General features: G+C 66.3%; 22 protein-coding genes. 19 read left to right on the top strand and 3 right to left on the bottom strand.

Annotated features, from left to right (window positions below; genetic code table 11):
- Positions 1-268 precede the first annotated feature (268 nt).
- The 7 genes from RR42_RS12545 (at position 269) to crcB (ending at position 6,953) form a co-directional block, all read left to right on the top strand.
- The gene (locus RR42_RS12545) at positions 269-1,501 is read left to right on the top strand and encodes a pyridoxal phosphate-dependent aminotransferase (RefSeq protein WP_043352029.1); all 1,233 of its coding nucleotides are present in this window, start codon (positions 269-271) and stop codon (positions 1,499-1,501) included.
- Between the two features lie 54 nt (positions 1,502-1,555).
- Positions 1,556-2,866: a homoserine dehydrogenase gene (locus RR42_RS12540; protein ID WP_043347219.1), complete on the top strand. Its 1,311-nt coding sequence runs from the start codon at positions 1,556-1,558 to the stop codon at positions 2,864-2,866.
- 8 nt (positions 2,867-2,874) lie between these two features.
- The gene (thrC, locus tag RR42_RS12535; protein ID WP_043347216.1) at positions 2,875-4,323 is read left to right on the top strand and encodes a threonine synthase; all 1,449 of its coding nucleotides are present in this window, start codon (positions 2,875-2,877) and stop codon (positions 4,321-4,323) included.
- A 207-nt stretch (positions 4,324-4,530) separates the two neighbouring features.
- Positions 4,531-5,772 (top strand): gephyrin-like molybdotransferase Glp, encoded by a 1,242-nt coding sequence (gene glp / locus RR42_RS12530; RefSeq protein ID WP_043347214.1) that lies wholly within the window; start codon positions 4,531-4,533, stop codon positions 5,770-5,772.
- A 14-nt stretch (positions 5,773-5,786) separates the two neighbouring features.
- Entirely contained in the window at positions 5,787-6,044 is a 258-nt protein-coding gene (gene moaD / locus RR42_RS12525; RefSeq protein WP_043347211.1) for a molybdopterin converting factor subunit 1, read from the top strand.
- 1 nt (position 6,045) lies between these two features.
- Positions 6,046-6,573: a molybdopterin synthase catalytic subunit MoaE gene (gene moaE / locus RR42_RS12520; protein ID WP_052494618.1), complete on the top strand. Its 528-nt coding sequence runs from the start codon at positions 6,046-6,048 to the stop codon at positions 6,571-6,573.
- Positions 6,573-6,953 (top strand): fluoride efflux transporter CrcB, encoded by a 381-nt coding sequence (gene crcB / locus RR42_RS12515; protein WP_043347207.1) that lies wholly within the window; start codon positions 6,573-6,575, stop codon positions 6,951-6,953. The genes moaE and crcB overlap by 1 nt, the downstream gene beginning before the upstream one ends.
- Here crcB and RR42_RS12510 read toward each other — a convergent pair.
- Positions 6,935-7,840 carry an alpha/beta fold hydrolase gene (locus RR42_RS12510; protein ID WP_052494617.1) on the bottom strand — a complete coding sequence of 302 codons (906 nt, stop codon included), beginning with the start codon at positions 7,838-7,840 and terminating at the stop codon, positions 6,935-6,937. The two genes, crcB and RR42_RS12510, sit on opposite strands and share 19 nt — an antisense overlap.
- A 232-nt stretch (positions 7,841-8,072) precedes the next feature.
- Here RR42_RS12510 and RR42_RS12505 point away from each other — a divergent pair, with 232 nt between their 5' ends.
- The 11 genes from RR42_RS12505 (at position 8,073) to clpB (ending at position 22,152) form a co-directional block, all read left to right on the top strand.
- Positions 8,073-8,678 carry a TetR/AcrR family transcriptional regulator gene (locus RR42_RS12505; RefSeq protein WP_006161576.1) on the top strand — a complete coding sequence of 202 codons (606 nt, stop codon included), beginning with the start codon at positions 8,073-8,075 and terminating at the stop codon, positions 8,676-8,678.
- Positions 8,675-9,454 carry an enoyl-CoA hydratase/isomerase family protein gene (locus RR42_RS12500; RefSeq protein ID WP_043347204.1) on the top strand — a complete coding sequence of 260 codons (780 nt, stop codon included), beginning with the start codon at positions 8,675-8,677 and terminating at the stop codon, positions 9,452-9,454. Before RR42_RS12505 ends, RR42_RS12500 begins: the two co-directional genes overlap by 4 nt.
- Positions 9,455-9,566: 112 nt before the next feature.
- Positions 9,567-10,751 (top strand): substrate-binding domain-containing protein, encoded by a 1,185-nt coding sequence (locus RR42_RS12495; protein ID WP_043347201.1) that lies wholly within the window; start codon positions 9,567-9,569, stop codon positions 10,749-10,751.
- Entirely contained in the window at positions 10,751-11,596 is an 846-nt protein-coding gene (locus RR42_RS12490) for an ABC transporter ATP-binding protein (protein WP_082054893.1), read from the top strand. Before RR42_RS12495 ends, RR42_RS12490 begins: the two co-directional genes overlap by 1 nt.
- A complete protein-coding gene (locus RR42_RS12485; RefSeq protein ID WP_043347198.1) occupies positions 11,589-12,335 on the top strand; it encodes an ABC transporter ATP-binding protein in 747 nt (248 codons plus the stop codon). Before RR42_RS12490 ends, RR42_RS12485 begins: the two co-directional genes overlap by 8 nt.
- Before the next feature lie 71 nt (positions 12,336-12,406).
- Positions 12,407-13,438, top strand: a complete 1,032-nt coding sequence (locus tag RR42_RS12480; protein WP_043347195.1) for a branched-chain amino acid ABC transporter permease — start codon at positions 12,407-12,409, stop codon at positions 13,436-13,438.
- A 17-nt stretch (positions 13,439-13,455) separates the two neighbouring features.
- Positions 13,456-14,532 carry a branched-chain amino acid ABC transporter permease gene (locus RR42_RS12475; protein WP_043347191.1) on the top strand — a complete coding sequence of 359 codons (1,077 nt, stop codon included), beginning with the start codon at positions 13,456-13,458 and terminating at the stop codon, positions 14,530-14,532.
- Between the two features lie 62 nt (positions 14,533-14,594).
- Positions 14,595-16,142 (top strand): acyl-CoA synthetase, encoded by a 1,548-nt coding sequence (locus tag RR42_RS12470; protein WP_043347189.1) that lies wholly within the window; start codon positions 14,595-14,597, stop codon positions 16,140-16,142.
- A gap of 130 nt (positions 16,143-16,272) precedes the next feature.
- Positions 16,273-18,438 carry a 3-hydroxybutyrate oligomer hydrolase family protein gene (locus RR42_RS12465; RefSeq protein ID WP_144409819.1) on the top strand — a complete coding sequence of 722 codons (2,166 nt, stop codon included), beginning with the start codon at positions 16,273-16,275 and terminating at the stop codon, positions 18,436-18,438.
- Entirely contained in the window at positions 18,438-19,367 is a 930-nt protein-coding gene (locus RR42_RS12460; protein ID WP_043347185.1) for a MaoC/PaaZ C-terminal domain-containing protein, read from the top strand. The genes RR42_RS12465 and RR42_RS12460 overlap by 1 nt, the downstream gene beginning before the upstream one ends.
- Before the next feature lie 196 nt (positions 19,368-19,563).
- Positions 19,564-22,152, top strand: a complete 2,589-nt coding sequence (gene clpB, locus RR42_RS12455; RefSeq protein WP_043347184.1) for an ATP-dependent chaperone ClpB — start codon at positions 19,564-19,566, stop codon at positions 22,150-22,152.
- 209 nt (positions 22,153-22,361) lie between these two features.
- On the opposite strand, the gene RR42_RS12450 is transcribed toward clpB, so the two are convergent.
- Positions 22,362-22,730: a hypothetical protein gene (locus RR42_RS12450; protein ID WP_043352021.1), complete on the bottom strand. Its 369-nt coding sequence runs from the start codon at positions 22,728-22,730 to the stop codon at positions 22,362-22,364.
- A 109-nt stretch (positions 22,731-22,839) separates the two neighbouring features.
- Positions 22,840-23,355, bottom strand: a complete 516-nt coding sequence (locus RR42_RS12445; RefSeq protein WP_043347181.1) for a hypothetical protein — start codon at positions 23,353-23,355, stop codon at positions 22,840-22,842.
- 183 nt (positions 23,356-23,538) lie between these two features.
- Here RR42_RS12445 and RR42_RS39665 point away from each other — a divergent pair, with 183 nt between their 5' ends.
- Positions 23,539-23,760, top strand: coding sequence for a hypothetical protein (locus tag RR42_RS39665; protein ID WP_144409818.1), 222 nt, complete (start codon positions 23,539-23,541; stop codon positions 23,758-23,760).
- The last annotated feature ends 36 nt before the right edge of the window (positions 23,761-23,796 follow it).

The following is a 23,796-nucleotide window of genomic DNA, read 5'->3' as shown; positions in this document are numbered from 1 at the left end:
CGGGGCAGCGCAGGGCGGGTTGATAGCATTTTGGGGCAGGCGGGCCGGGCGGCTTTGCCGCGGCCCCGTGGTACCGGCGGCGTACGCTGCAATGCAAGAATCCCTGCCGAAGTCTGTCATAATCCGATAAATTATAGCTTTTGCCTCCCTGCCTGCCACGTTTTGCGTTGCAACGCAGCGCACAGGCTACCCGGGCCGCTCCATTTCCACCCAGATTCCCTAGATAGCCGCCGCTACCCGGTGGCGCTTGCCTCCTGCCAACATCGCCGTGAAACCGATCCAGAAATCCAACAAGCTCAACAATGTTTGCTATGACATCCGCGGCCCGGTGCTGGAGAAGGCCAAGCAGATGGAGGAGGAAGGCCACAAGATCATCAAGCTGAACATCGGCAACCTGGCCGTCTTCGGCTTCGATGCGCCGGAAGAGATCCAGCAGGACATGATGCGCAACCTGCCCAATTCGGCTGGCTATTCGGACTCCAAGGGCATCTTCGCCGCGCGCAAGGCGATCATGCACTACACGCAGCAGAAGAATATCGAGGGTGTGGGGCTGGACGACATCTACGTTGGCAACGGTGCCTCCGAGCTGATCGTGATGTCCATGAACGCGCTGCTCAACAGCGGCGACGAAGTGCTGGTCCCGGCGCCGGACTATCCGTTGTGGACCGCGGCGGTGAGCCTGTCGGGCGGCACCCCGGTGCACTATGTGTGCGACGAGGCCAATGAGTGGATGCCCGACCTGGACGATATCCGCGCCAAGATCACGCCGAATACCAAGGCCATCGTCGTCATCAACCCGAACAACCCCACAGGCGCGCTGTATTCGGACGCGTTGCTCAAGTCCATCGTGGCGATCGCGCGCGAACACGGCCTGATCATCTTTGCCGACGAGATCTACGACAAGGTGCTGTACGACGGCCATAGCCACACGTCCATCGCCGCGTTGTCGACCGATGTGCTGACCGTGACCTTCAACGGCCTGTCCAAGAACTACCGCTCGTGCGGCTACCGCGCCGGCTGGATGGTGGTGTCGGGCGACAAGCGGCCCGCGCTGGACTATATCGAGGGGCTGAACATGCTGTCCTCGATGCGCCTTTGCGCCAACGTGCCGGCCCAGTGGGCCATCCAGACCGCGCTGGGCGGCTACCAGAGCATCAACGACCTGGTGGGCGAAGGCGGGCGCCTGCGCCGCCAGCGCGATCTAGCCCATGAGCTGATCACGCAGATCCCGGGTGTGACCTGCGTCAAGCCCAAGGCGGCGCTGTACCTGTTCCCCAAGCTCGACCTGTCGATGTACCCGATCCAGGACGACCAGGAGTTCATTTATGAGCTGCTGCAGGAGTCCAAGGTGCTGCTGGTGCAGGGCACTGGCTTCAACTGGGGCAAGCCCGACCATTTCCGTATCGTGTTCCTGCCCCACGAGGAAGACCTGCGCGAGGCCATCAGCCGCGTCGGGCGCTTCCTCGAGACCTACCGCAAACGCCACGGCCGCGCGGCCTGAACCGGCACGCTTGCGGCGCAATCCATTTTTCAGCAACTCAGAGTCAGATCGTCCATGAATCCCATCAAAGTAGGCCTGCTTGGCATCGGTACCGTCGGTAGCGGCACGTTCAATGTGCTGCAACGTAACCAGGAAGAAATCCGCCGCCGCGCCGGGCGCGGCATCGAGATTGCCATGGTGGCCGACCTCAACACCGAACGCGCCCGCGAGCTGACCGGTGGGCAGGTCGAGGTGGTGGCCGATGCCAACGAGGTCGTCACCCGTCCCGAGATCGACATCGTGATCGAGCTGATCGGCGGATACGGCATCGCCCGCGAACTGGTGCTCAAGGCCATCGAGAATGGCAAGCACGTGGTCACCGCCAACAAGGCGCTGCTGGCCGTGCATGGCAACGAGATCTTCGAAGCCGCGCGCAAGAAGGGCGTGATCGTCGCCTTCGAAGCCGCGGTCGCCGGTGGCATCCCCATCATCAAGGCGCTGCGCGAAGGCCTGACCGCCAACCGCATCGAGTGGATCGCCGGCATCATCAACGGCACCACCAACTTCATCTTGTCGGAAATGCGCGACAAGGGCCTGGACTTCGGCACCGTGCTCAAGCAAGCGCAAGCGCTGGGCTATGCCGAGGCCGATCCCACCTTCGACATCGAAGGCATCGACGCGGCGCACAAGATCACGTTGATGAGCTCGATCGCCTTTGGCATGCCGGTGCAGTTCGACAAGGCCTACGTGGAAGGCATCACCAAGCTATCGGCCGTGGATATCCGCTACGCCGAAGAGCTGGGCTACCGCATCAAGCTGCTGGGTCTCACGCGTCGCCGCGAGAACGGCATCGAGCTGCGCGTGCACCCGACGCTGGTGCCGGCCAAGCGCCTGATCGCCAACGTGGAAGGCGCCATGAACGCCGTGCTGGTGCAAGGTGACGCCGTGGGCGCCACGCTGTACTACGGCAAGGGTGCCGGCGCCGAGCCGACCGCTTCGGCCGTGATCGCCGACCTGGTCGACGTGACCCGCCTCCACACTGCCGACCCCGAGCACCGCGTGCCGCACCTGGCCTTCCAGCCAGACGAACTGTCCAGCGTGCCGGTGCTGCCGATCGAAGAAGTCACCAGCTCGTACTACCTGCGCATGCGTGTGGCGGACGAGGCCGGCGTGCTGGCCGACATCACCCGTATCCTGGCTGACGCCGGCATCTCCATCGATGCCATGCTGCAGAAGGAGTCGCGTGAAGGCGAGCCGCAGACCGACATCATCATGCTCTCGCACCTCACCCTCGAGAAGCAGGTCAACGCCGCCATCGCCAAGATCGAGGCGCTGCCGACCGTGCTGTCGGCCGTCACGCGCCTGCGCATGGAAGAACTGAACTGAACGCACCGATGAAATACCAGTCGACGCGCGGCCATGAGATGCCGCAAACCTTCTCCGAGATCCTGCTGGGCGGCCTGGCGCCGGACGGCGGCCTGTACCTGCCCCGGGAGTACCCGCAGGTCACGGCCGACGAGCTGGAGGCCTGGCGCAAGCTGTCGTACGCCGATCTCGCCTTTGAAGTCCTGTCCCGCTTCTGCGACGACATCCCGGCCGAGGACCTGCGCGCCCTGACGCGCAAGACCTACACCGCCGAGGTGTACTGCAACGCCCGCCCCGGCGACAACACCGCCGACATCACCCCGTTGCGCACGCTGGGCGAAGAGGGCGGCACGCAGCTGCAGCTGCTGGGCCTGTCCAATGGCCCCACGCTGGCCTTCAAGGACATGGCCATGCAGCTGCTCGGCAACCTGTTCGAGTACGCGCTGGCGCGGGCCGGACAGGAGCTGAACATCCTGGGCGCTACCTCCGGGGATACCGGCAGCGCGGCGGAATACGCCATGCGCGGCAAGCGCGGCATCCGCGTGTTCATGCTCAGCCCGCACCGCAAGATGAGCGCGTTCCAGACCGCGCAGATGTTCAGCCTGCAGGACCCGAACATCTTCAACCTGGCGGTGGAAGGGGTGTTCGACGACTGCCAGGACATTGTCAAGGCGGTCTCGAACGACCTCGGCTACAAGGCTCGCCAGAAGATCGGCACGGTCAACTCGATCAACTGGGCGCGCGTGGTGGCCCAGGTGGTGTACTACTTCAAGGGCTGGCTGCTGGCTACCGACGGTCCGGGCCAGAAGGTCTCGTTCTGCGTGCCGTCGGGCAATTTCGGCAACGTCTGCGCGGGCCATATCGCGCGCATGATGGGCCTGCCGATCGACAAGCTGGTGGTTGCCACCAACGAGAACGACGTGCTCGATGAGTTCTTCCGCACCGGTACCTACCGCGTGCGTAAGTCGGCCGAGACGTATCACACCTCCAGCCCGAGCATGGACATCTCGAAGGCGTCGAACTTCGAGCGCTTTGTCTTCGACCTGCTGGGCCGCGATGGCGACAAGCTGGCCAAGATGTTCCGCGAAGACGTCGACACCAAGGGCGGCTTCGATCTGTCCGGCACACCGGAATTCGAGCGCATCCGCGCCTTCGGCTTCGTCTCGGGCCGCAGCACGCACGAAGATCGCCTCGCCACCATCCGCGACCTGTCCGAGCGCTACGGCATCACCATCGACACCCACACCGCCGATGGCATCAAGGTCGCGCGCGAGCATCTCACGCCCGGCGTGCCGATGCTGGTGCTGGAAACCGCGCTGCCGGCCAAGTTCGCCGACACCATCCGCGCGGCGCTTGGCCATGAGCCGGAGCGTCCGGCAGCCTTCGAAGGCATCGAAAACCTGCCGCAGCGCTTCGAGGTGATGCCGGCGGATGCCGACCGGATCAAGGCTTACATCGCCGGCCACACCGGCCTGTAGCCCCGGCCGCTGCCGGCGGTGTTCCTGCCGGCAGCGCGCCAACTCGCTACAATCAGACTTGCCGAGCAGAAATCGCACGGCCCTCGCATTGCTCCGGATGTATCGGGGGCGGTACGCGGGCCGTTTCCCATGGGCGCCGAATGGCCATGGGTTTGCGGTCTGACACTGCTTACGCTGACTACGCTGTCTCACTTACCCGTTTTCCTCATGACCCAAGCCGCCGCGCCCGCACGCCCCCCCATGTTGACCATGGCTCAGGCCCTCGAAGCCTTGCTGGCCGGCGCCCGCCCGCTCGCCGAGGCAGAGCGCATCGCCACGCTCGACGCCAATGGCCGCGTGCTGGCCGCGCCGGTGTCGAGCACGCTGGACGTGCCGCCGGCCGACAACACCTCGATGGATGGCTACGCGGTACGCAGCGCCGACCTGGCGGCGCCCGGCACGCGCCTGCGGGTGGCCCAGCGCATCCCCGCCGGCCATGTCGGCACGGCACTGGCGGCCGGCACGGCGGCGCGCATCTTTACCGGTGGGCTGATTCCGCCGGGGGCCGACGCAGTGGTCATGCAGGAGCAGTGCGTGGCGCAGGGTGAGGATGTGATCGTCAATCACACGCCGCAGCCGGGCGAGTGGATCCGCCGGGCCGGCGAGGACATCCGCGCCGGCAGCGTGATCCTGCCGGCCGGCACGCGCCTGACGCCGCAGGCGCTGGGCCTGGCGGCCTCGGTGGGGCAGGCGTCGCTGGACGTGGTGCGGCGCGTCAAGGTGGCCGTGTTCTTTACCGGCGACGAGCTCGCCATGCCGGGCGAGCCGCTCAAGCCGGGCGCCATCTACAACTCCAACCGATTCACGCTGCGCGGGCTGCTGGAAAACCTCGGCTGCGAGGTCAGCGATTTCGGCATCGTGCCTGACACCCTGGCCGCGACGCGCGACACCCTGCGCCGGGCAGCCGAGGGGCATGACCTGATCATCACGTCGGGTGGCGTCTCCGTGGGCGAGGAAGACCATATCAAGCCGGCAGTCGAGGCCGAAGGGCGGCTCAACCTGTGGCAGATCGCCATCAAGCCGGGCAAGCCGCTGGCGTTCGGCGAGGTGGCGCGCGCCGGGCAGGCGCCGGCATTTTTCCTGGGGCTGCCGGGTAATCCGGTCTCGAGCTTCGTTACCTTCCTGCTGTTTGTGCGGCCTTTCATCCTGCGGCTGCAAGGCGTGCAGGACGTGATGCCGCGCCGGCTGCCGCTGCGTGCCGATTTCGACCTGCCCAAGGGCGACCGCCGCAACGAGTTCCTGCGCGTGCGCCTCAACCAGGCCGGCGGGCTCGACCTGTTCCCCAACCAGAGCTCGGGTGTGCTCACTTCCACGGTGTGGGGCGAGGGCCTGGTCGACAACCCGCCCAACCAGCCGATCGCGCGGGGAGATACCGTGCAGTTCATCGGCTTCGACGGCCTGCTGGCATAAGGAGCGAGACCGCCATGAACATCGAACTCCGTTTTTTTGCCAGCGTGCGCGAGCAGTTGGGCCTGGGGCAGGAGCGCGTCGCGGTGCCGGCCGAGGTGGCTACCGTGGCGGACCTGCGCCATTGGCTTGGAGCCCGCGGCGGCGCCTGGGCCGAGGTGCTGGCCGAGGGCCGTGCCTTGCGCATGGCCGTGGACCATGAGGTGGCCAGTGCGGATAGTGTGTTGGCCGAGGGCTGCGAAGTGGCGTTTTTCCCCCCCGTGACCGGAGGCTGAAATGAGCGTCAGAGTACAGCGCGAGGATTTCGACCTGGGCGCCGAGGTGATGGTACTGCGCCGTGAGCAGCCAGGCGTGGGCGCGGTGGCCAGCTTTGTCGGCACGGTGCGCGACATGAACGACGGCAGCGCGGTCAGCGCGATGGAGCTGGAGCACTATCCCGGCATGACCGAAAAGGCGCTGGCCCGGATCGAAGCGGTGGCGCGGGAGCGCTGGGCGCTGCTTGGCGTCACCATCGTGCATCGCGTCGGCCCCTTGCTGCCGCTGGACCAGATCGTGCTGGTGGCGGTAGCCTCCGCCCATCGCGGCAACGCCTTTGCCGCTTGCGAATTCATCATGGATTACCTCAAGTCCGAGGCGCCGTTCTGGAAGAAGGAGCAGACGCCGCAGGGCGCGCGCTGGGTCGACGCGCGCGTGACCGATGCGTCCGCGCTGGCGCGCTGGGGCATTCGCTCGCTCAATGCCAGCCCGGAGGGCGAGGGCCAGGGCGAGGTGGAGCCGGCGGAACCCTTGGGTCTCAAGCGCTGATGGGCGCGCTCGGTTTTGTGGCGGTCGGGGTCGGGGCCGCGGTGGGAGCTTGGCTGCGCTGGGCGTTCTCAGTGTTGTGGAATGCCGCCAACCCGGCGTTGCCCTATGGGACACTGACGGCCAACCTGGTCGGCGGCTACCTGATCGGGCTGGCGGTGGGATTCTTCGGCGCGCATACGGAGTTGCCGCCCGAATGGCGCTTGCTGGCGGTGACCGGCTTCCTGGGCGGCCTGACCACGTTTTCCACGTTTTCCAGCGAGGTCGTGGGCAACCTGATTGCGGGCGACTATGGCTGGGCGGCGGTCCACCTGCTGGCACACCTTGGCGGTTCGCTGCTGCTGACCGCGCTGGGCCTGTGGACCTATCGGCTGCTGGCCTGAGCGTCCGTTGACGCCAATGAGCCTGACGACGCCAATGAATCCAGCCACGCAAGCATCTGCGCCAGCGCGGCGTTAAAGGCGGCCGGCCGTTCCATGTGCGGGGCATGGCCGGTGCCGCCGATGGTGACAAGCCGGGCAGCCGGCTGCAGCGCCAGCGTGGCCTGCCCCACTGCTGGCGCGTAGAGGCGGCTGCGCTCCCCGACCAGATGGAACAAAGGCAGGCGAGCATCGCGCAACGCCGCGCGGTAATCCTGGCGGGCCATGTCTTCCCACAACGCGGCAAGCGCATCCGGCGCGCACTGGCGCATGATGCCGGCGATCCGGTCCATCTCGAGCGCATCGGGTTTGCTGCCGGCGGCCCATAAGCCGGCGCGCACCGAGTCGATCAGGCGCGGCCAGTCCTGGCGCACATGCGCGGCCATGTGGGCCGCCTGCGCGGTGTCGTAGTGCGCATGCAGGCCATGCGGCCAGTCCGCCGCGCTGGCCAGCCGCGGTGTCATGTCGATGGCGCCGATTGCCGCCAAGGGCAGGGTGGGCTCACCGCGCATCAACTCCCAGGCCACCATGGCGCCCATCGACCACCCAATTACCACCACGTCCTGCAGTCCCAGGTACCCAATCAACCCGGCCACATCGGCGGCAAGTTGCGCAAGGCTGGCTTGTCCGGCGTGCGGCAGTGCAGCAGACAAGCCATGCCCGGCATGGTCCGGGGCGATCACACGATAGCCATCACGCGCCAGCGCGCGCTGGCCGTCGAACGCCTCGCCGGATAGCGACCAGCCGTGCAGCAACAGCAGTGCCCGGCCATCGCCGGCCTCCCGCCAGCCGGGCCGCGAGCCGGAAGCCGGGTGGCTATCAAAGGCGGGGACGGGCTCGGCGTTAGTCATGGCGTGTGAAGCATCCAATGGCGAACTTCCAGTCTGGGTGTCTGGCCTGGCCACCACGTGCGTGGCCAAAGCTCCGGGTAAGCCATGTATTGACATACGGATCGCTAACTTTATATCATGAAACATGAATCAGTTATCATGTTTTAAGGGTCGCCGGAGCAGGCGGTTTCCGCGGTGCAATGCCGCTGCCTGACTGCCGTTTTCCGGTCTGACCAGCCACTGCGGAGCCCCGATGTCCCTTACCGAATCCGGCGTCAGCCAGCCCAAGACCGCGCGCGGCCAGAAGACCCGCGAAGCGCTGCTGCGCGCCGCCGAGAAAGTGTTCGGCGAGAAGGGCTACTACGTGGCTTCGATCTCCGAGATCACGCAGGAGGCAGAGGTGGCCATGGGCACCTTTTATCTCTATTTCAAGGACAAGGAAGACATCTTCCGCGCGCTGGTGCAGCACATGCTGGAACTGGTGCGGGCCCATTTGCGCAAGCACGTTGGGCCGGCGCAGACACAGATCGAGGCCGAGCGGCTCGGGCTCAAGGCGTTCCTGTCCTTTGTGTCGCGCCACAAGAATCTGTATCGCATCGTGCTCGATTCCTATTCGGTTGACGAGACTATCTACAGCAGTTACTTCCAGGTGTTCGCCGACGTCTATAGCCGGCGCCTGGGCAAGGCCGAGGAGCAAGGCGAGATCTCGCCGGGCGACGCCGAAGTGCGGGCGTGGTGCCTGATCGGCATCAGCAATTTCCTGGGCATGCGTTATGCGCTGTGGAAGCGGCCGGCGTCGATGGACAAGGTGGTGGATACGGCCTTTGACATGATTTCGCACGGGCTGGCGGCGCGATGAGCGCGTTGGTGCTGGTCGAACGTGTTGGCAGCACGGCCGTGCTTCGGCTCAATCGCGCCGAGCGGCACAACAGCCTGGTGCCGGAACTGCTCGAAGCGCTGCTGGCCGCGCTGGAGCGCATGGAGGCGGACCCGGATGTGCGCGCCGTGGTGCTGAGCCATGCGGGGCGCTCGTTTTCCACGGGCGGCGATGTCGGTGCTTTTGCCGCCTTTGTGCCGCAAAGCGCGGAGTTGGCGCAGTATGCGCAGCGCCTGCTCGGCCTGCTCAACGCAGCCATCCTGCGCCTGGCGGCGCTGCGCTGCCCGGTGATCGCGGCGGTGGAGGGCTGGCTGACGGGGGGCTCACTGGGCTTGGTGCTGGCCTGCGACATGACGGTGCTGGGCGAGGGCACGCGCATTGCGCCTTACTACACCGTGGTGGGATTCAGCCCGGACGGTGGCTGGACGGCGATGCTGCCGCGACTGATCGGCGTCGCACGCTCGCGGGCGATCCAGCTTGAGAACGCCACGCTGACGGCCAGCCAGGCCGTGGCACTGGGCCTGGCGACGCATCTCGCGCCGGCCCGCGAGGCCGAGGCGATGGCGCTGTCCCTGGCGGCCGGCCTGAAGGACAAGGTACCCGGCAGCGTGGCGCATACGCGCGCGCTGCTGCGCTGGGATGCCGATGCGCTGGCCGCCGGGCTTGAGCGCGAGCGCGTGGCGTTCGTGGCGCAGGTGACGAGCGCCGAAGCGGCGGCAGGCATGCGCCGCTTCCTTGGCAATGGGCGCACAGGATAAGGCAGCAAACGGAAAGGCACGACAGCAGGAAAGAGCACAGCAAAGCGAAACAGCACCAAGCAGGCAGGATCCGCATTTGCAACGACAAGCGACACCCTCAGAGGAGACAAGAATGCAATTCAAGCACCGAGCCGCTGGCGCCATCGCACTGGCCAGCCTGCTGGCCGCCGGCGGCGCCCTTGCCAAGGACATCCGCATCGCCCACGTCTATGACAAGACCGGGGCGCTCGAGGCCTACGCCAAGCAGACCCAGACCGGGCTGATGATGGGGCTGGATTACGCCACCAACGGCACCATGATGGTCAACGGCAACAAGCTGGTGGTGATGGAGAAGGACACCCAGGGCAAGCCCGACGTGGCCAAGGCCCAGCTTGCCGCGGCGTATAGCGATGATCGCGCGGATATCGCCGTGGGGCCGACGTCCTCCGGCACGGCGCTGGCGATGCTGCCGGTGGCCGAGGAGTACAAGAAGATCCTGCTGGTCGAGCCCGCCGTGGCGGATTCCATCACCGGCGAGAAGTGGAACCGCTACATCTTCCGCACCGGCCGCAATTCGTCGCAGGACGCCATCTCCAACGCCGTGGCGCTGGACAAGCCCGGCGTGCAGATCGCCACCCTGGCGCAGGACTACGCCTTTGGCCGTGACGGCGTGAAGGCCTTCAAGGGCGCGCTCAAGAACGCCAGGATCGTGCACGAGGAATACCTGCCGACCAACACCACGGACTTTACCGCCGGGGCGCAGCGCTTGTTTGATTCGCTCAAGGACAAGCCGGGCCGCAAGATCATCTTCATCATCTGGGCGGGCGCCGGCAACCCGTTCAAGATTGCCGACCTCGATCCCAAGCGCTATGGCATCGAGATCGCCACCGGCGGCAATATCCTGCCCGCCATGAGCAACTACAAGAACTTCCCCGGCATGGAAGGCGCGACGTATTACTACTTCGGCATTCCCAAGAACAAGGCCAACGAGTGGCTGGTGTCCAACCATTACACCAAGTTCAAGTCGCCGCCCGATTTCTTCACCGCCGGCGGCATGACGGCTGGCATCGCGCTGGTCGAAGCGCTCAAGAAGACCAATGGCGACACCAACACCGAGAAGCTGATCGGTGCGATGGAGGGCATGTCGTTCGAGACGCCCAAGGGCAAGATGACCTTCCGCAAGGAAGACCACCAGGCGCTGCAGTCGATGTACCACTTCAAGATCAAGGTCGATCCCGCGTTCGCCTGGGGGGTGCCCGAGCTGGTCCGCGAGATCAAGCCGGAGGAAATGAACGTGCCGATCCGCAACAGGCGGTGATGACAGTGGGCGCCGCTTCCATCGATACAACGGCAGCGCTCTCGCGGGCGGTGGCAGGGCCGCCTGCGCTCGAGACGCGAGACCTCACCATCCGCTTTGGCGGGCACGTGGCGGTCAATGCGGTCTCCTGCGCGTTTCATCCCGGCGAGCTGACCTGCATCGTCGGCCCCAACGGGGCCGGCAAGACCACGTACTTCAACCTGATCTCGGGCCAGTTGCCGCCCAGCGCCGGGCAGATCCTGCTCGGCGGCGAGGACGTGACGCGCCTGCCGGTGCCGCACAAGGCGCTGCGCGGCATTGGCCGCGCCTTCCAGCTGACCAGCCTGTTTCCCAATCTATCGGTGTTCGAGAACGTGCGCCTGGCGGTGCAGTCGCGCCGGCGCATCGGGCTGGATCTGTGGAGCGTGTGGAGCGCAAACCGCGCGGTCCGCGAGCAGGCCGAGGACTGTCTGGAACGGGTGGCCCTGGCCGACAAGCGCCACCTGCCGGTAGCCTCTTTGCCGCACGGCGACCAGCGCAAGCTGGAGGTGGGCATCCTGCTGGCGCTGCAGCCGCGCATCTTCATGTTCGACGAGCCGACCGCCGGCATGAGCGTGGACGAGGTGCCGGTGATCCTTGGCCTGATCCAGGAGATCAAGCGCGACAAGAGCAAGACGGTGCTGCTGGTGGAACACAAGATGGATGTGGTGCGCTCGCTGGCCGACCGCATCATCGTGCTGCATAACGGTAACCTGATGGCCGACGGCGATCCGGCCGAGGTGATCGCCTCGCCGATCGTGCAGCAGGCGTACCTGGGCATCGCCGCCGGCGACGAGAGCGCGCAGCAGGAGGGCAGCCATGGCTGAAGCACCCGCAGCACCCGCAGCACCCATCCTGAGCCTGGATGGCGTGCAGACGCATATCGGGCCGTATCACATCCTGCACGGCGTGAGCTTTGCCGTGCCGCGCGGCGGCGTGACCATGCTGCTGGGGCGCAACGGCGCGGGCAAGACCACCACGCTGCGCACCATCATGAACCTGTGGCAGGCGAGCGAAGGGCGGATCGTGTTCGACGGGGCCGACATCACGCGCCGCGGCACGCCTGCCATCGCGCAGGCCGGCATCGCCTATGTGCCGGAGAACATGAGCGTGTTCTCCGAGCTGACGGTGGCCGAGAACATGCGGCTGGCCGCGCGCAGCGGCGCGATCGACGGGCAGCGGCTTGACTGGGTGTTCCGCATGTTCCCCGCGCTGAAGATCTTCTGGCACCAGCGTGCCGGCGTGCTGTCCGGCGGGCAGAAGCAGATGCTGTCGGTGGCGCGCGCCATCATCGAGCCGCGCAAGCTGCTGATCGTGGACGAGCCGACCAAGGGCCTGGCGCCGGCCATCATCCAGAACATGATCACGGTGTTCCGCGAGCTCAAGCAGACGGACGTATCGATCCTGCTGGTGGAGCAGAACTTCCACATGGCGAAGTCGGTGGGGGACGCCGTTGCCGTGATGGATGACGGGCGCGTGGTGCATACGGGAACGATGGCAGCGCTGGCGGGGGACGAGAGCCTGCAGCAGCGGCTGCTCGGTTTGTCGCTGGCGGCGCACCAGTAGCGCGTCACCAATTGCGGCCAGCAAGACAAGACAGGCAAGACACATAACAAGATATCGTCAGGACCGAGACAATGGCGAGTACAAGCTCCTTACCCACCACCCCGGCGACACCGGCCAATCTGCCCAAGGTCCGGCTCGACTGGACCCCGCTGGCGCTGGCGCCGCTGCTGATGCTGCTGGCCTATCCCTTGATCGGCAGCGGTTCGACCTGGCTTACGCTGACCATCGCCGGCCTTGCCATGGGCATGATCGTGTTCGTGGTGTCGTCGGGCCTGACGCTCGTGTTTGGGCTGATGGACGTGCTCAACTTTGGACACGGCGCGTTTATCGCGTTGGGAGCCTACGTGGCGGCATCCGTGCTGCTGCCGCTGGGCGCCTGGGTCGAGGCAGACAGCCTGTGGCTCAACCTGGCGGTGTTTGGCCTGGCCATCCTGGCGGCGATGGCGGCGGCGGGCGTCATCGGTTTCCTGTTCGAGCGCATCGTGGTGCGCCCGGTCTACGGCCAGCACCTCAAGCAGATCCTGATCACCATGGGCGGCATGATCGTGGCCGAGCAGCTGATCAAGGCGATCTGGGGGGCCGAGACCATCGCGCTGCAGGTGCCCACCACCTTCCGCGGCGCGGTGCTGCTGGGCGACGCGGCCATCGAGAAGTACCGGCTCATCGCCGTGGTGCTCGGGCTGGTGATTTTTATCTCCATGGTGCTGGTGCTCAACCGCACGCGCATCGGCCTGCTGATCCGGGCCGGCGTGGAGAACCGCGAGATGGTGGAGTCGCTCGGCTACCGCATCCGGCTCTTGTTCATCGGCGTGTTCGTGGTGGGGGCGGGGCTGGCCGGCATGGGCGGCGTGCTGTGGGGGCTGTACCAGCAGAACATTACCGCGTCCATCGGTGCCCAGGTCAATGTGCTGATCTTTATCGTGATCATCATCGGCGGGCTTGGCTCCACCACCGGCTGCTTTGTCGGCGCCTTGCTGGTCGGCCTGATGGCCAACTACACCGGCTTCCTGTTTCCCAAGGTGGCACTGTTCTCGAACATCCTGCTGATGGTGATGATCCTGCTGTGGCGTCCGCAGGGCCTTTACCCGGTAGCCAAGCGCTGAGCGCCCAGGAAAAAACCATGACCCGACTGCTTTCCGGCGACCTGCCACGAAGCCGCGTGCTGACCGTGATCCTGGTGGCCATGCTGCTGGCGCTGGCGTGCGCGCCTTTCCTGTTTCCCGGTGCGCGCGCGCTCAACATGGCGGCCAAGATCTGCATCTTCGTGGTGCTGGTGGCCAGCTACGACCTGTTGCTCGGCTATACCGGCATCGTCTCCTTTGCCCACACCATGTTTTTCGGCATCGGCGGCTATGGCGTGGCGATCGCCATGTCACGGCTGGAGCCGGGGTGGGGCGCGCTGGCGCTCGGCACGCTGGGCGCGCTGCTGGTGTCGATGCTGCTGGCTTTCCTGATCGGGCTGTTTTCGCTGCGGGTCAGGGCGATCTTCTTTGCCATGATCACGCTGGCGGTGGCCACCGCCTTTGCCACGCTGGTGTCGCAGCTCTCCGAGTGGACCGGCGGCGAGGATGGCATCAGCTTCAAGGTGCCGGAGGTGTTCACGCCGGGCTTTTCGCTGGGCGACGCCGAATGGCTTGGCGTGCCGCTCAACGGCAAGCTGTTTTCGTATTACTTCGTGTTCGCGAGCGCGCTGGTGTTGTTCCTGTTGCTGCTGCGCGTGGTGAACTCGCCGTTCGGCCGGGTGCTGCAGGCAATCCGCGAGAACGATTTCCGGGCCGAGGCCATTGGCTACCGCACCGTGGTGTACCGTACCGTGTCCACCGTGCTGTCGGCCGGGTTTGCCACGCTGGCCGGGGTGCTGATGGCGCTCTGGCTGCGCTACAACGGCCCGGATACCTCGTTGTCCTTCGAGATCATGGTCGACATCCTGCTGATCGTGGTGATCGGTGGCATGGGCACGCTGTACGGCGCGCTGATCGGCACCACGCTGTTCCTGGTGGCGCAGACCTACTTGCAGGACGTGATGAAGCTGGCGAGCGATGCCACCGCGGCGATTCCGCTGCTGTCGGGGCTGCTGCATCCGGACCGCTGGCTGCTGTGGCTCGGCCTGTTGTTTATCCTCAGCGTGTATTACTTCCCGCAAGGCATCGTCGGGCGGCTGCGCGGCGATCGCGCCGAGCACGAGGTGGCGTCGTAGATCTGCATGCAATAAAAGGCTAGCAAGATAACAAGAACATCCACGAGCGGAGATCCCGGACCATGTACGTAGTCGACTGGCTGCACAAGAATGCCCTGCATACGCCGGACAAAGTCGCCCTGGTCGACGTGGAGAGCGGCCGCACGGTGACCTACCGGCAGTTCGACGAGCGCGCCAGCCGCTTCGCGGAATACCTGGGCGAGCGCTTGGGGCTGGCGCCCGGGGCCCGCGTGGCCGTGCTGGCCCACAACAGCTCGGACTATTTCGAGATGCTCTATGGCTGCGCCAAGGCCGGCATGGTGATGGTCTGCCTGAACTGGCGGCTGGCGGCCGCGGAGCTGCTGCCGATCCTGCGCGACTGCTCGCCCGACGTGCTGGTAGCCGGTGACGGCTTTCTTGCCACCGCCGCCGCGCTTGCCGACACCTTGCCGCTGCGCGCGGTATTGCACCTGGCCGACGACGAGAGCGCGGACGTGCCGGGCGGCTGGACCGAGTACGAAGCGATGCTGGCGGGTAGCTCCGGGCGCGTCGTCGAGATGCCGTGCCGCGACGAGCACGAGGTTTGGCACCTGCTTTACACCTCGGGCACCACGGGACGCCCCAAGGGCGTGATCCAGACCTACGGCATGGTGTTCTTCAACGCCGTCAACGCCATGCTGGCCAACAAGATCACGCGCGACGACGTGTTCCTGAACGTGCTGCCGTTCTTCCATACCGGCGGGCTGAACCTGTACGCCAATCCCGTGCTGCATGCCGGCGGCACTGTGCACATCATGCGGCAGTTCGACGCCGAGGTGACGTTGCGCAAGCTTGATGCCAGCGCCGGGGAGGGCATCACCATGTTCTTCGCCGTGCCCGCGGTCTACCTGTTCCTGAGCCAGCATGCCGGCTTCGCGGCGGCGGATTTTTCCCGTGTGCGCAATATGTCCGCGGGCGGCTCCGCGGTGCCGCGGCCGCTGCTGGAGGCCTACCTGGCCAAGGGCGTGACGATCTGCTTCGGCTTTGGCATGACCGAGACCGGGCCAACCGTGTTCGTGTGCGACGAAGCCACGGCGCGCCGCAAGATCGGCACCATCGGCAAGCCGGTCGGCTCCATGCTGACGCGGGTGGTGGATCCGCAGGGCCGCGACGTGGCGCCGGGCGAGCGTGGCGAGCTGCTGATCAAGGGGCCGGGCGTCACGCCCGGCTACTGGAACCTGCCCCAGGCCACCGACGCCGCCATCCGTGGCGGCTGGCTGTACTCGGGCGATATCGCTTACATGGACGAGGAGGGCGACTACTACATTGTCGACCGCGCCAAGGACATGTTTATCTCAGGCGGAGAAAACGTCTACCCGGCCGAAGTGGAGAATGTGCTGTTTCAGCTTGCTGCCGTGTCCGAGGCCGCCGTCATCGGCGTGCCCGATGCGCGCTGGGGAGAGGTCGGCATGGCGCTGGTGGTGGCGAAGCCCGGCATGGCGCTCGATGCCGAAGGCGTGCTCGCGCATTGCCGCGCCGCGCTGGCAAGCTACAAGGTGCCGCGCCACGTGCGGATGATCGAGGCGCTGCCGCGCACGCCGTCGGGCAAGGTGGAAAAGCACAAGCTGCGCGCGCGCTTCCAGTCGCAGTGAGGGCGGCGCGCAGTGTGAAGTCATGCAGTGGTGGTCTCGTGAAATTCTCGTTTCTGTCGTTTCTGTCGTTTCTGTATTGCGTTCCGATCGATCCAGCATGCCGGGCCGGCATGCAACAAGGGGGCACAACATGTTGCGCGGACTTGCAGGGCATAGCGGTTTGACCAGATACGGGGCGCGCCTGGCGCTGGCCGGGGCGGCGGGCTTGTTGCTGGCGGCGTGCGGTTCGAGCGATAACAACACCAGTAGCGGCAACACCAATCCCAATACCAAGCCGGCCAATATCGGCACGGTCACGATCAAGACCTACGACGGCAACACGGACGACCTGCTCACCGCTGGCCTCGGCAAGGACGGCCTGGGCTCCGCTACCGCGCCGTTGCCGCTGAACCCGGCCGCGCCCACCGCGGCCGAGCTGCGCCGCTACGCCATCTACACCAACTACCGCGCGTTGGTGGACACCACGGCAGGCGGTGGCTATGGCTCGCTGTACGGCCCCAATGTGGACGCGCAAGGCAGCATCACGACGGGGCAGGGCAAGGTCGCGGGGCGCGAGTACCTGGCTTTCTCCGACGATGGCAGCGGCCAGCAGAACGTAACCATGCTGGTGCAGATCCCCGACAGCTTCAATGTGGCCAAGCCGTGCCTGATCACCGCCACATCGTCCGGCTCGCGCGGCGTCTATGGCGCGATCTCCACCGGCGAATGGGCACTCAAGCGCGGCTGCGCCGTCGCTTACACGGACAAAGGCACCGGCGCCGCGCCGCACGACCTGGACACCGACACCGTTGCGCTGATCGACGGCACTCGCACCAGCCGCGCCGCGGCCGGCGCCAACGCGCAGTTTGCCGCGCCGTTTCCCAACACCAGCCTGGCCGCGTTCAATGCGCTGGCGCCGCACCGGCTGGCGTTCAAGCACGCGCACTCGCAGCGCAACCCCGAGAAGGACTGGGGCACGTTCACGCTGCAGGCCGCCAGTTTCGCCATCTGGGCCATCAACGACCGCTTTGGCAACGTGGCCACCGATGGCACGCGCCAGCGCAGCCTGGGCCCGGACAAGGTCGTGGTGATCGCGTCCAGCGTGTCCAACGGCGGCGGCGCGGCGATTGCGGCGGCGGAACAGGACACCCAGGGCCTGATCGACGGCGTGGCGGTGGCCGAGCCGAACCTCAACCTGCCCAGCAACACGGGTGTCACCGTCACCCGCGGCGGCGTGCCGGTGAGCCTGTCCGGGCGCCCGCTGTATGACTACACCACCACGGCCAACCTGCTGCAGCTGTGCACCTCGCAGGCGACCGCGCTGGTGAATGCGCCGGGTGTGGCGCTCTACGCGCTGCCCACCGTCGGGCTGGCGCAGCCGGCGCTCAACCGTTGCCAGTCGCTGGCCAACGCGGGCCTGGTGACGGGGCCGGATGCCGCCAGCCAGGCCGCCAGCGCGCTGCAGGCGCTGCACGCCTTTGGCTGGGAAGCCGAATCCGATGCGCTCCATCCGTCGCTGGCCCTGTTCGAGGTGGCCAATGCGGTCTCGGTGACCTTTGCCAACGCGCTCGCGCGGGCCGGCGTGGCGGATCGCTTGTGCGGCTTGAGCTTTGCCGCGACCGGCACGGCGGTCCTGACGCCGGCGGCGATTGCGCCGGCTACGCTCAACGTGCTGTACGCGACTGGCAATGGCGTGCCGCCGGCGGCCGGCGTGCAGCTGATCAACGACAACAATCCCGGCGGCCCGCTGCGCGACATCTACTCCCAGTCGCCAAGCAACAATGTGGCCGACGCCAACCTCGACGGCGCGCGCTGCCTGCGCGGGCTGCTCACCGGCACCGGCGCGCAGGCCCAGGCGCTGCAAGCGGGCCTGGCCCAGACGCTGCGCTCGGGCAACCTGCACGGCAAGCCCGCCGTCATCGTGCATGGCCGCAGCGATGCGCTGCTGCCGGTCAACCACACGTCGCGGCCGTATCTCGGCTACAACCGGCTCCAGGAGGGCAGCGCCAGCAAGCTGTCCTACATGGAAGTCACCAATGGCCAGCATTTCGACAGTTTCATCGGCGCGGTAGCGGGCTACGACAACCGCTTCATCCCGCTCCACGTCTACCTGAACCGGGCGCTCGACGCGGTCTACGACAACCTCGCCAACGGCCGCGCGCTGCCACCCTCGCAGGTAGTGCGCACGGTTGCGCGCGGCGGCACCGCGTCGCCGGCACCCACCATCTTGCCCACCAATCTGCCGCCGTTCGCCGCAACGCCCGCTGATGCGGACCGGATCACGGTCAACGGCAGCACCGTAGAGGTACCTAACTGATGAAGGCATCCCGTCCACGCGTTTTGACGCAAGAAGATTTCGACCGCTTCGCCTCGCTCTCGCGCGATGACAATCCCATCCACTGCGATCCGGCGTTCGCCCGCACGACGCATTTTGGCGCCACGGTCGCGCATGGCATGTTCCTGTTCTCGCTGCTGTGCGCGCAGATGCAGCGCAGCAACCCCCGGCCGGTGCTGCCCATCGCGCAAACGCTGATGTTCCCGCGCCCCACCTTTGTCGGCGACGGTGTGGCCGCCGTGCTGGTGTTGAACGAAACGCCCGGGCGGGACCGGATCGCGCTGGACACTTCGGTGCGCTGCGTGCAGCGCGGCCGCAACCGCATGGCCGTCACGGATGAGCAGATTACGGCACAAGGCGACGCGGTGCTGCTGGTCGATGCCAGCGCGCAATCGCTGGCCGAGGCCCAGCGCCAGGATGCCGGCGAAGTTGCGCAATCGGCCGGGCACCTTGCGGGGCAGCCGGCCGGCGACCGTACGCTCTATCACCTGAGCGTGGGCCAGGAGGCTTCGGCGGTACGCAGCTTCAGCGCGGGCGATATCGATGAATACGTGTCGTTGACCGACGATGGCAATGCCTTCTATACCGACCCGGTGTTCGCCCACAGCCGTGGCTTCGAGGGCACCATCGTGCCGCTGCCGTTGCTGGCCGGTATGTTCTCGGATCTGCTGGGCACCCGCTTGCCGGGCCGTGGCACCGGCTGGATGAAGCAGTCGCTGCGACTGCGCTCGCCGGCGCGGCTGGGCGAGCTGCTGAGCGCATCGGTGCGCATCGTGCGCCTGCGCGCAGACAAGGACCTGGTCAACCTGGCGACGGTGGTCACCGGCGACGATGGCCGGGTGGTGCTGGCCGGGGAGGCGCTGGTGCTGGTGCGCAACCTGGAAGACAAGCGGCCGCTGGAGGCCGCCTGAGACCGCGGGGGGCAAAGCGCAACGTATTTCCTGCGCCACATCAAGGGCCGTGCAGTCAGGCCTTGAAATGCAGGCGCAAAGCCTTATCTTTCGATCAGACACCAGTGTCCGGCCCGCGTGGCGGGATCGGCAGGCCGGGGCGCAGGCGCCCCGCCTTCCGCATCAGGACACTCATCCGAAAAAAGAGGGCTCCTAAATGCGACTTGACAAACTGACCACCCGATTCCAGGAAGCGCTGGCCGATGCCCAGAGCCTGGCGATCGGCAACGACAACCAATACATCGACCCGCTGCACGTGCTGCGCGCCTTGCTGGCGCAGAATGACGGCGCCGCCCGCGCGCTGCTGGCGCGCGCCGGCGTCAACGTCGGCGGCCTGACCACCGCGCTGGATGCCGCCATCAAGCGCCTGCCTCAGGTGCAAGGCACCAGCGAGGTCCAGGTCGGGCGCGAACTCGGCGCGCTGTTCAACGCCACCGAGAAAGAGGCCATCAAGCGCGGCGACCAGTTCATTGCCAGCGAGCTGTTCCTGCTCGCGGTGGCCGATGACAAGGGTGAGGCCGGCCGCATCGCGCGTGAAAACGGCCTCTCGCGCAAATCGCTCGAGACCGCCATCGAAGCCGTGCGTGGCGGCGATTCGGTCAACAGCGCCGACGCCGAAACCCAGCGCGAAGCGCTGAAAAAGTACACCGTGGACCTCACTGAGCGCGCCCGTATCGGCAAGCTCGACCCCGTGATCGGCCGCGACGACGAAATCCGCCGCGCCATCCAGATCCTGCAGCGCCGCACCAAGAACAATCCCGTGCTGATTGGCGAGCCGGGCGTGGGCAAGACCGCCATCGTGGAAGGCCTGGCCCAGCGCATCGTCAATGGCGAAGTGCCGGAAAGCCTCAAGAGCAAGCGCGTGCTGGTGCTCGACATGGCAGGGCTGCTGGCCGGCGCCAAGTACCGCGGCGAGTTCGAGGAACGGCTCAAGGCCGTGCTGTCGGACATCGCCAAGGACGAAGGGCAGACCATCGTCTTTATCGATGAACTGCACACCATGGTCGGCGCCGGCAAGGCCGAGGGCGCGATCGACGCTGGCAACATGCTCAAGCCGGCTCTCGCGCGCGGTGAGCTGCATTGCATCGGCGCCACCACGCTGGACGAGTACCGCAAGTACATCGAGAAGGACGCCGCGCTGGAGCGCCGCTTCCAGAAGGTGCTGGTCGACGAACCCAGCGTGGAGGCCACCATCGCCATCCTGCGCGGCTTGCAAGAGAAGTACGAGCTGCACCACGGCGTGGAGATCACCGACCCGGCCATCGTCGCGGCGGCGGAGTTGTCGCATCGCTATATCACCGACCGCTTCCTGCCCGACAAGGCCATCGACCTGATCGACGAAGCCGGCGCGCGCATCAAGATGGAAATCGACTCCAAGCCGGAGGTGATGGACAAGCTCGAGCGCCGCACCATCCAGCTCAAGATCGAGCGTGAGGCCGTCAAGCGGGAAACCGATGAGGCTTCGAAGAAGCGGCTCGAACTGATCGAGCAGGAAATCGGCCGCCTGGAGAAGGAATACGCTGACCTCGAAGAGATCTGGAAGGCCGAGAAGGGTGCCGCCCAGGGCGCAGCCGCGCTCAAGGAAGAGATCGACAAGATCCGCCTGGAGATCACGCGCCTGCAGCGCGAAGGCAAGCTCGACAAGGTGGCGGAGCTGCAGTACGGCAAGCTGCCTGAACTGGAAGGCAAGCTCAAGGCCGCCACGGCCGCCGAAGCCAGCGAGCAGAAGCAGCCCAACAAGCTGCTGCGCACGCAGGTGGGCGCCGAGGAGATCGCCGAAGTGGTGAGCCGCGCGACCGGCATTCCGGTGTCCCGGATGATGCAGGGCGAGCGCGAGAAGCTGATCCAGATGGAGGACTACCTGCACCGCCGCGTGGTAGGCCAGGACGAGGCCGTGCGCCTGGTGTCGGACGCCATCCGCCGCTCGCGTGCCGGCTTGTCGGACGAGAACAAGCCCTACGGCTCGTTCCTGTTCCTCGGCCCCACCGGGGTGGGCAAGACCGAGCTGTGCAAGGCGCTGGCCGAGTTCCTGTTCGATTCGCAGGACCACCTGATCCGTATCGACATGAGCGAGTTCATGGAGAAGCACAGCGTGAGCCGGCTGATCGGCGCGCCGCCGGGATACGTGGGCTATGAAGAGGGCGGTTACCTGACCGAGGCCGTGCGCCGCAAGCCGTACAGCGTGATCCTGCTCGACGAAGTCGAGAAGGCCCACCCGGACGTCTTCAACGTGCTGCTGCAGGTGCTGGACGATGGCCGCCTGACCGATGGCCAGGGCCGCACGGTGGACTTCAAGAACACGGTGATCGTGATGACCTCGAACCTGGGATCGCACATCATCCAGGCAATGACCGGCGAGCCGCACGAAGCGGTCAAAGGCGCGGTATGGCAGGAAGTGAAGACGCATTTCCGGCCCGAGTTCCTGAACCGTATCGACGAGGTCGTGGTGTTCCATTCGCTCGACCAGCAGCATATCGAGTCGATCGCCCGCATCCAGCTGGAGCGGCTGACGGCGCGGCTGGCACGCATGGACATGACGCTGGCGGTGAGCGAAGCCGCGCTGGCCAAGATCGCCAGCGCTGGCTACGATCCGGTGTTCGGGGCGCGTCCGCTCAAGCGCGCGATCCAGCAGCAGATCGAGAACCCGGTGGCGCGTCTCATCCTCGAAGGCAAGTTCGCCGCCAAGGATGTGGTGGCGGTGGATTACCAGGACGGGGAGTACACCTTCGGCCCGAAGGGCCACTGAGGCACGGCATTACCACGGCAGTACGACGGCAGTACGCCAGAACGAAAAACCGCCCCTTTGCCGGGGCGGTTTTTCTTTGTAATCAACGTTAATCAAATGCGGTCCGGGCCGTTGCATCCGCGCCACTCCCGCGCTGCTCCCGGGTAATGCCTGCATCACATGTGCCACATGTGATGCAGGCTGATGCAGGCCTCCCGGAGATCCGATCGTTAGCGCCGGTACGGGTAAGCGTGATGGTAGGCATACCAGTCGCGGCGGCCCCACCAGCGCCGTCCATCCCAGTAGCGCTCGCCGTGCCACCCGATCACCACCGCCGGCGCCACCACCACCGGCGGCCCATACCCGACATACCCGGGAGGCGGCCCATAGACCGGAGCCGGCGCAGGATAGGCCACGGGCGGCGGGGGTGCGGGATAGGCGGGCGGCACCTGATACACGGGCGCGGGGTAGGCCGGCGCCACCACCACCGGCGCAGGCACGCCGATGTTCAGGTCCACATCAACGCGTGCCAATGCGGGCTGGGCGAGCGCCAGGACAAATGCGCCAAGCCCCAGCGCGTAGACGTTCCCTTGCTGCATGTCGATCCTCATCTCGCAGTCGCAATAAGCTGACTCTAGCCATGCCATCGCACTGCCGGGGATTTCAACTGTAACGATATTTCACGGCGCGCAGGGCGCCGGCGGGGGATCAGGCCGAGCGCTCGTTGGTGAGGCGATACAGGGGCATCAGTTCCCGGACGCAAGCGTCCGAGGCCGATTTGCTTTCCACCCTGATTGCACGGGTCACGGCATCCTTGACCCGGCGCAGCCCGCCCTGCTCAAGGAAGGCCTTCAACGCGGGGTTCTCCATGAAGCGGTTGAATTCGAGCCGGTCGGCACCCGTAATGCCGGCCTCGGCCAACTCCTTGCCCGACAGCGCCGCCTCCCTGGTCTTGCGCCCGACCGGCGAGCCCAGCAAGCGCGCCAGCTGCATCGCCAGCCCTGCATCCTGGATCTCGGGTGCTAGCGCGGGCCGCACGGCTGCTTCGACCACCTCGGGCGAGAGCTTCGCGCGGGTGCATTGCGTGTAGCGCGCTTTGGGGATGGGCCCGATTTTCGCCGGCAGCCTGGCAAAGGCCTGGTCCAGGCCAGCGGCAAGGATGGCGCCGACGTCAAACGCACGGATCAGCGCCGTGACCGCTTCATCGTAATTCGGGGGGAACAATTGGGGCGGCTCTGCCGGACGCTCTTCGATGCTTAGCGTGGGTTGCTCGGCCTGGGGCGCCGCCCAGCCGTCGCGGCTGTGGCCGAGCGCCAGTGTGGCTGCCAGAAGTATCGCCGGCAGGATCGGTGACTTCCCGATCGGCTTCCCAATCGGCTTCCCAATCGGTATTGGAGCCGCAATGCCATGGGTAACCTTGCCAAGGAAGGCGGCAAGCCCTGGGTGAGCGCATCGGGGACAGTCGTTCATGTTTTGCGCCGGCTCGTCTGGGTATCTCTTGCGGATTATGCCGGGATCGGGCCCGCACGGCCCGCCCGTGCCACGCTGCAAAGCGCCAATCGGGCGGCGGTTCCGGGCGCACGTCGTGTGGAAAAGTGGAAAACGAGCAACGCGCGATTTCGCAACTGAGTGAATTTATAGCTGGTGTCGCCGGTCGAGGCGCAC

The sequence above is a fragment of the Cupriavidus basilensis genome, assembly GCF_000832305.1.
Taxonomy (GTDB): Bacteria; Pseudomonadota; Gammaproteobacteria; order Burkholderiales; family Burkholderiaceae; genus Cupriavidus; species Cupriavidus basilensis_F.
The sequence above is the reverse complement of the archived record's forward strand: the minus strand, read 5'-3'. Positions and strand labels throughout refer to the sequence as shown.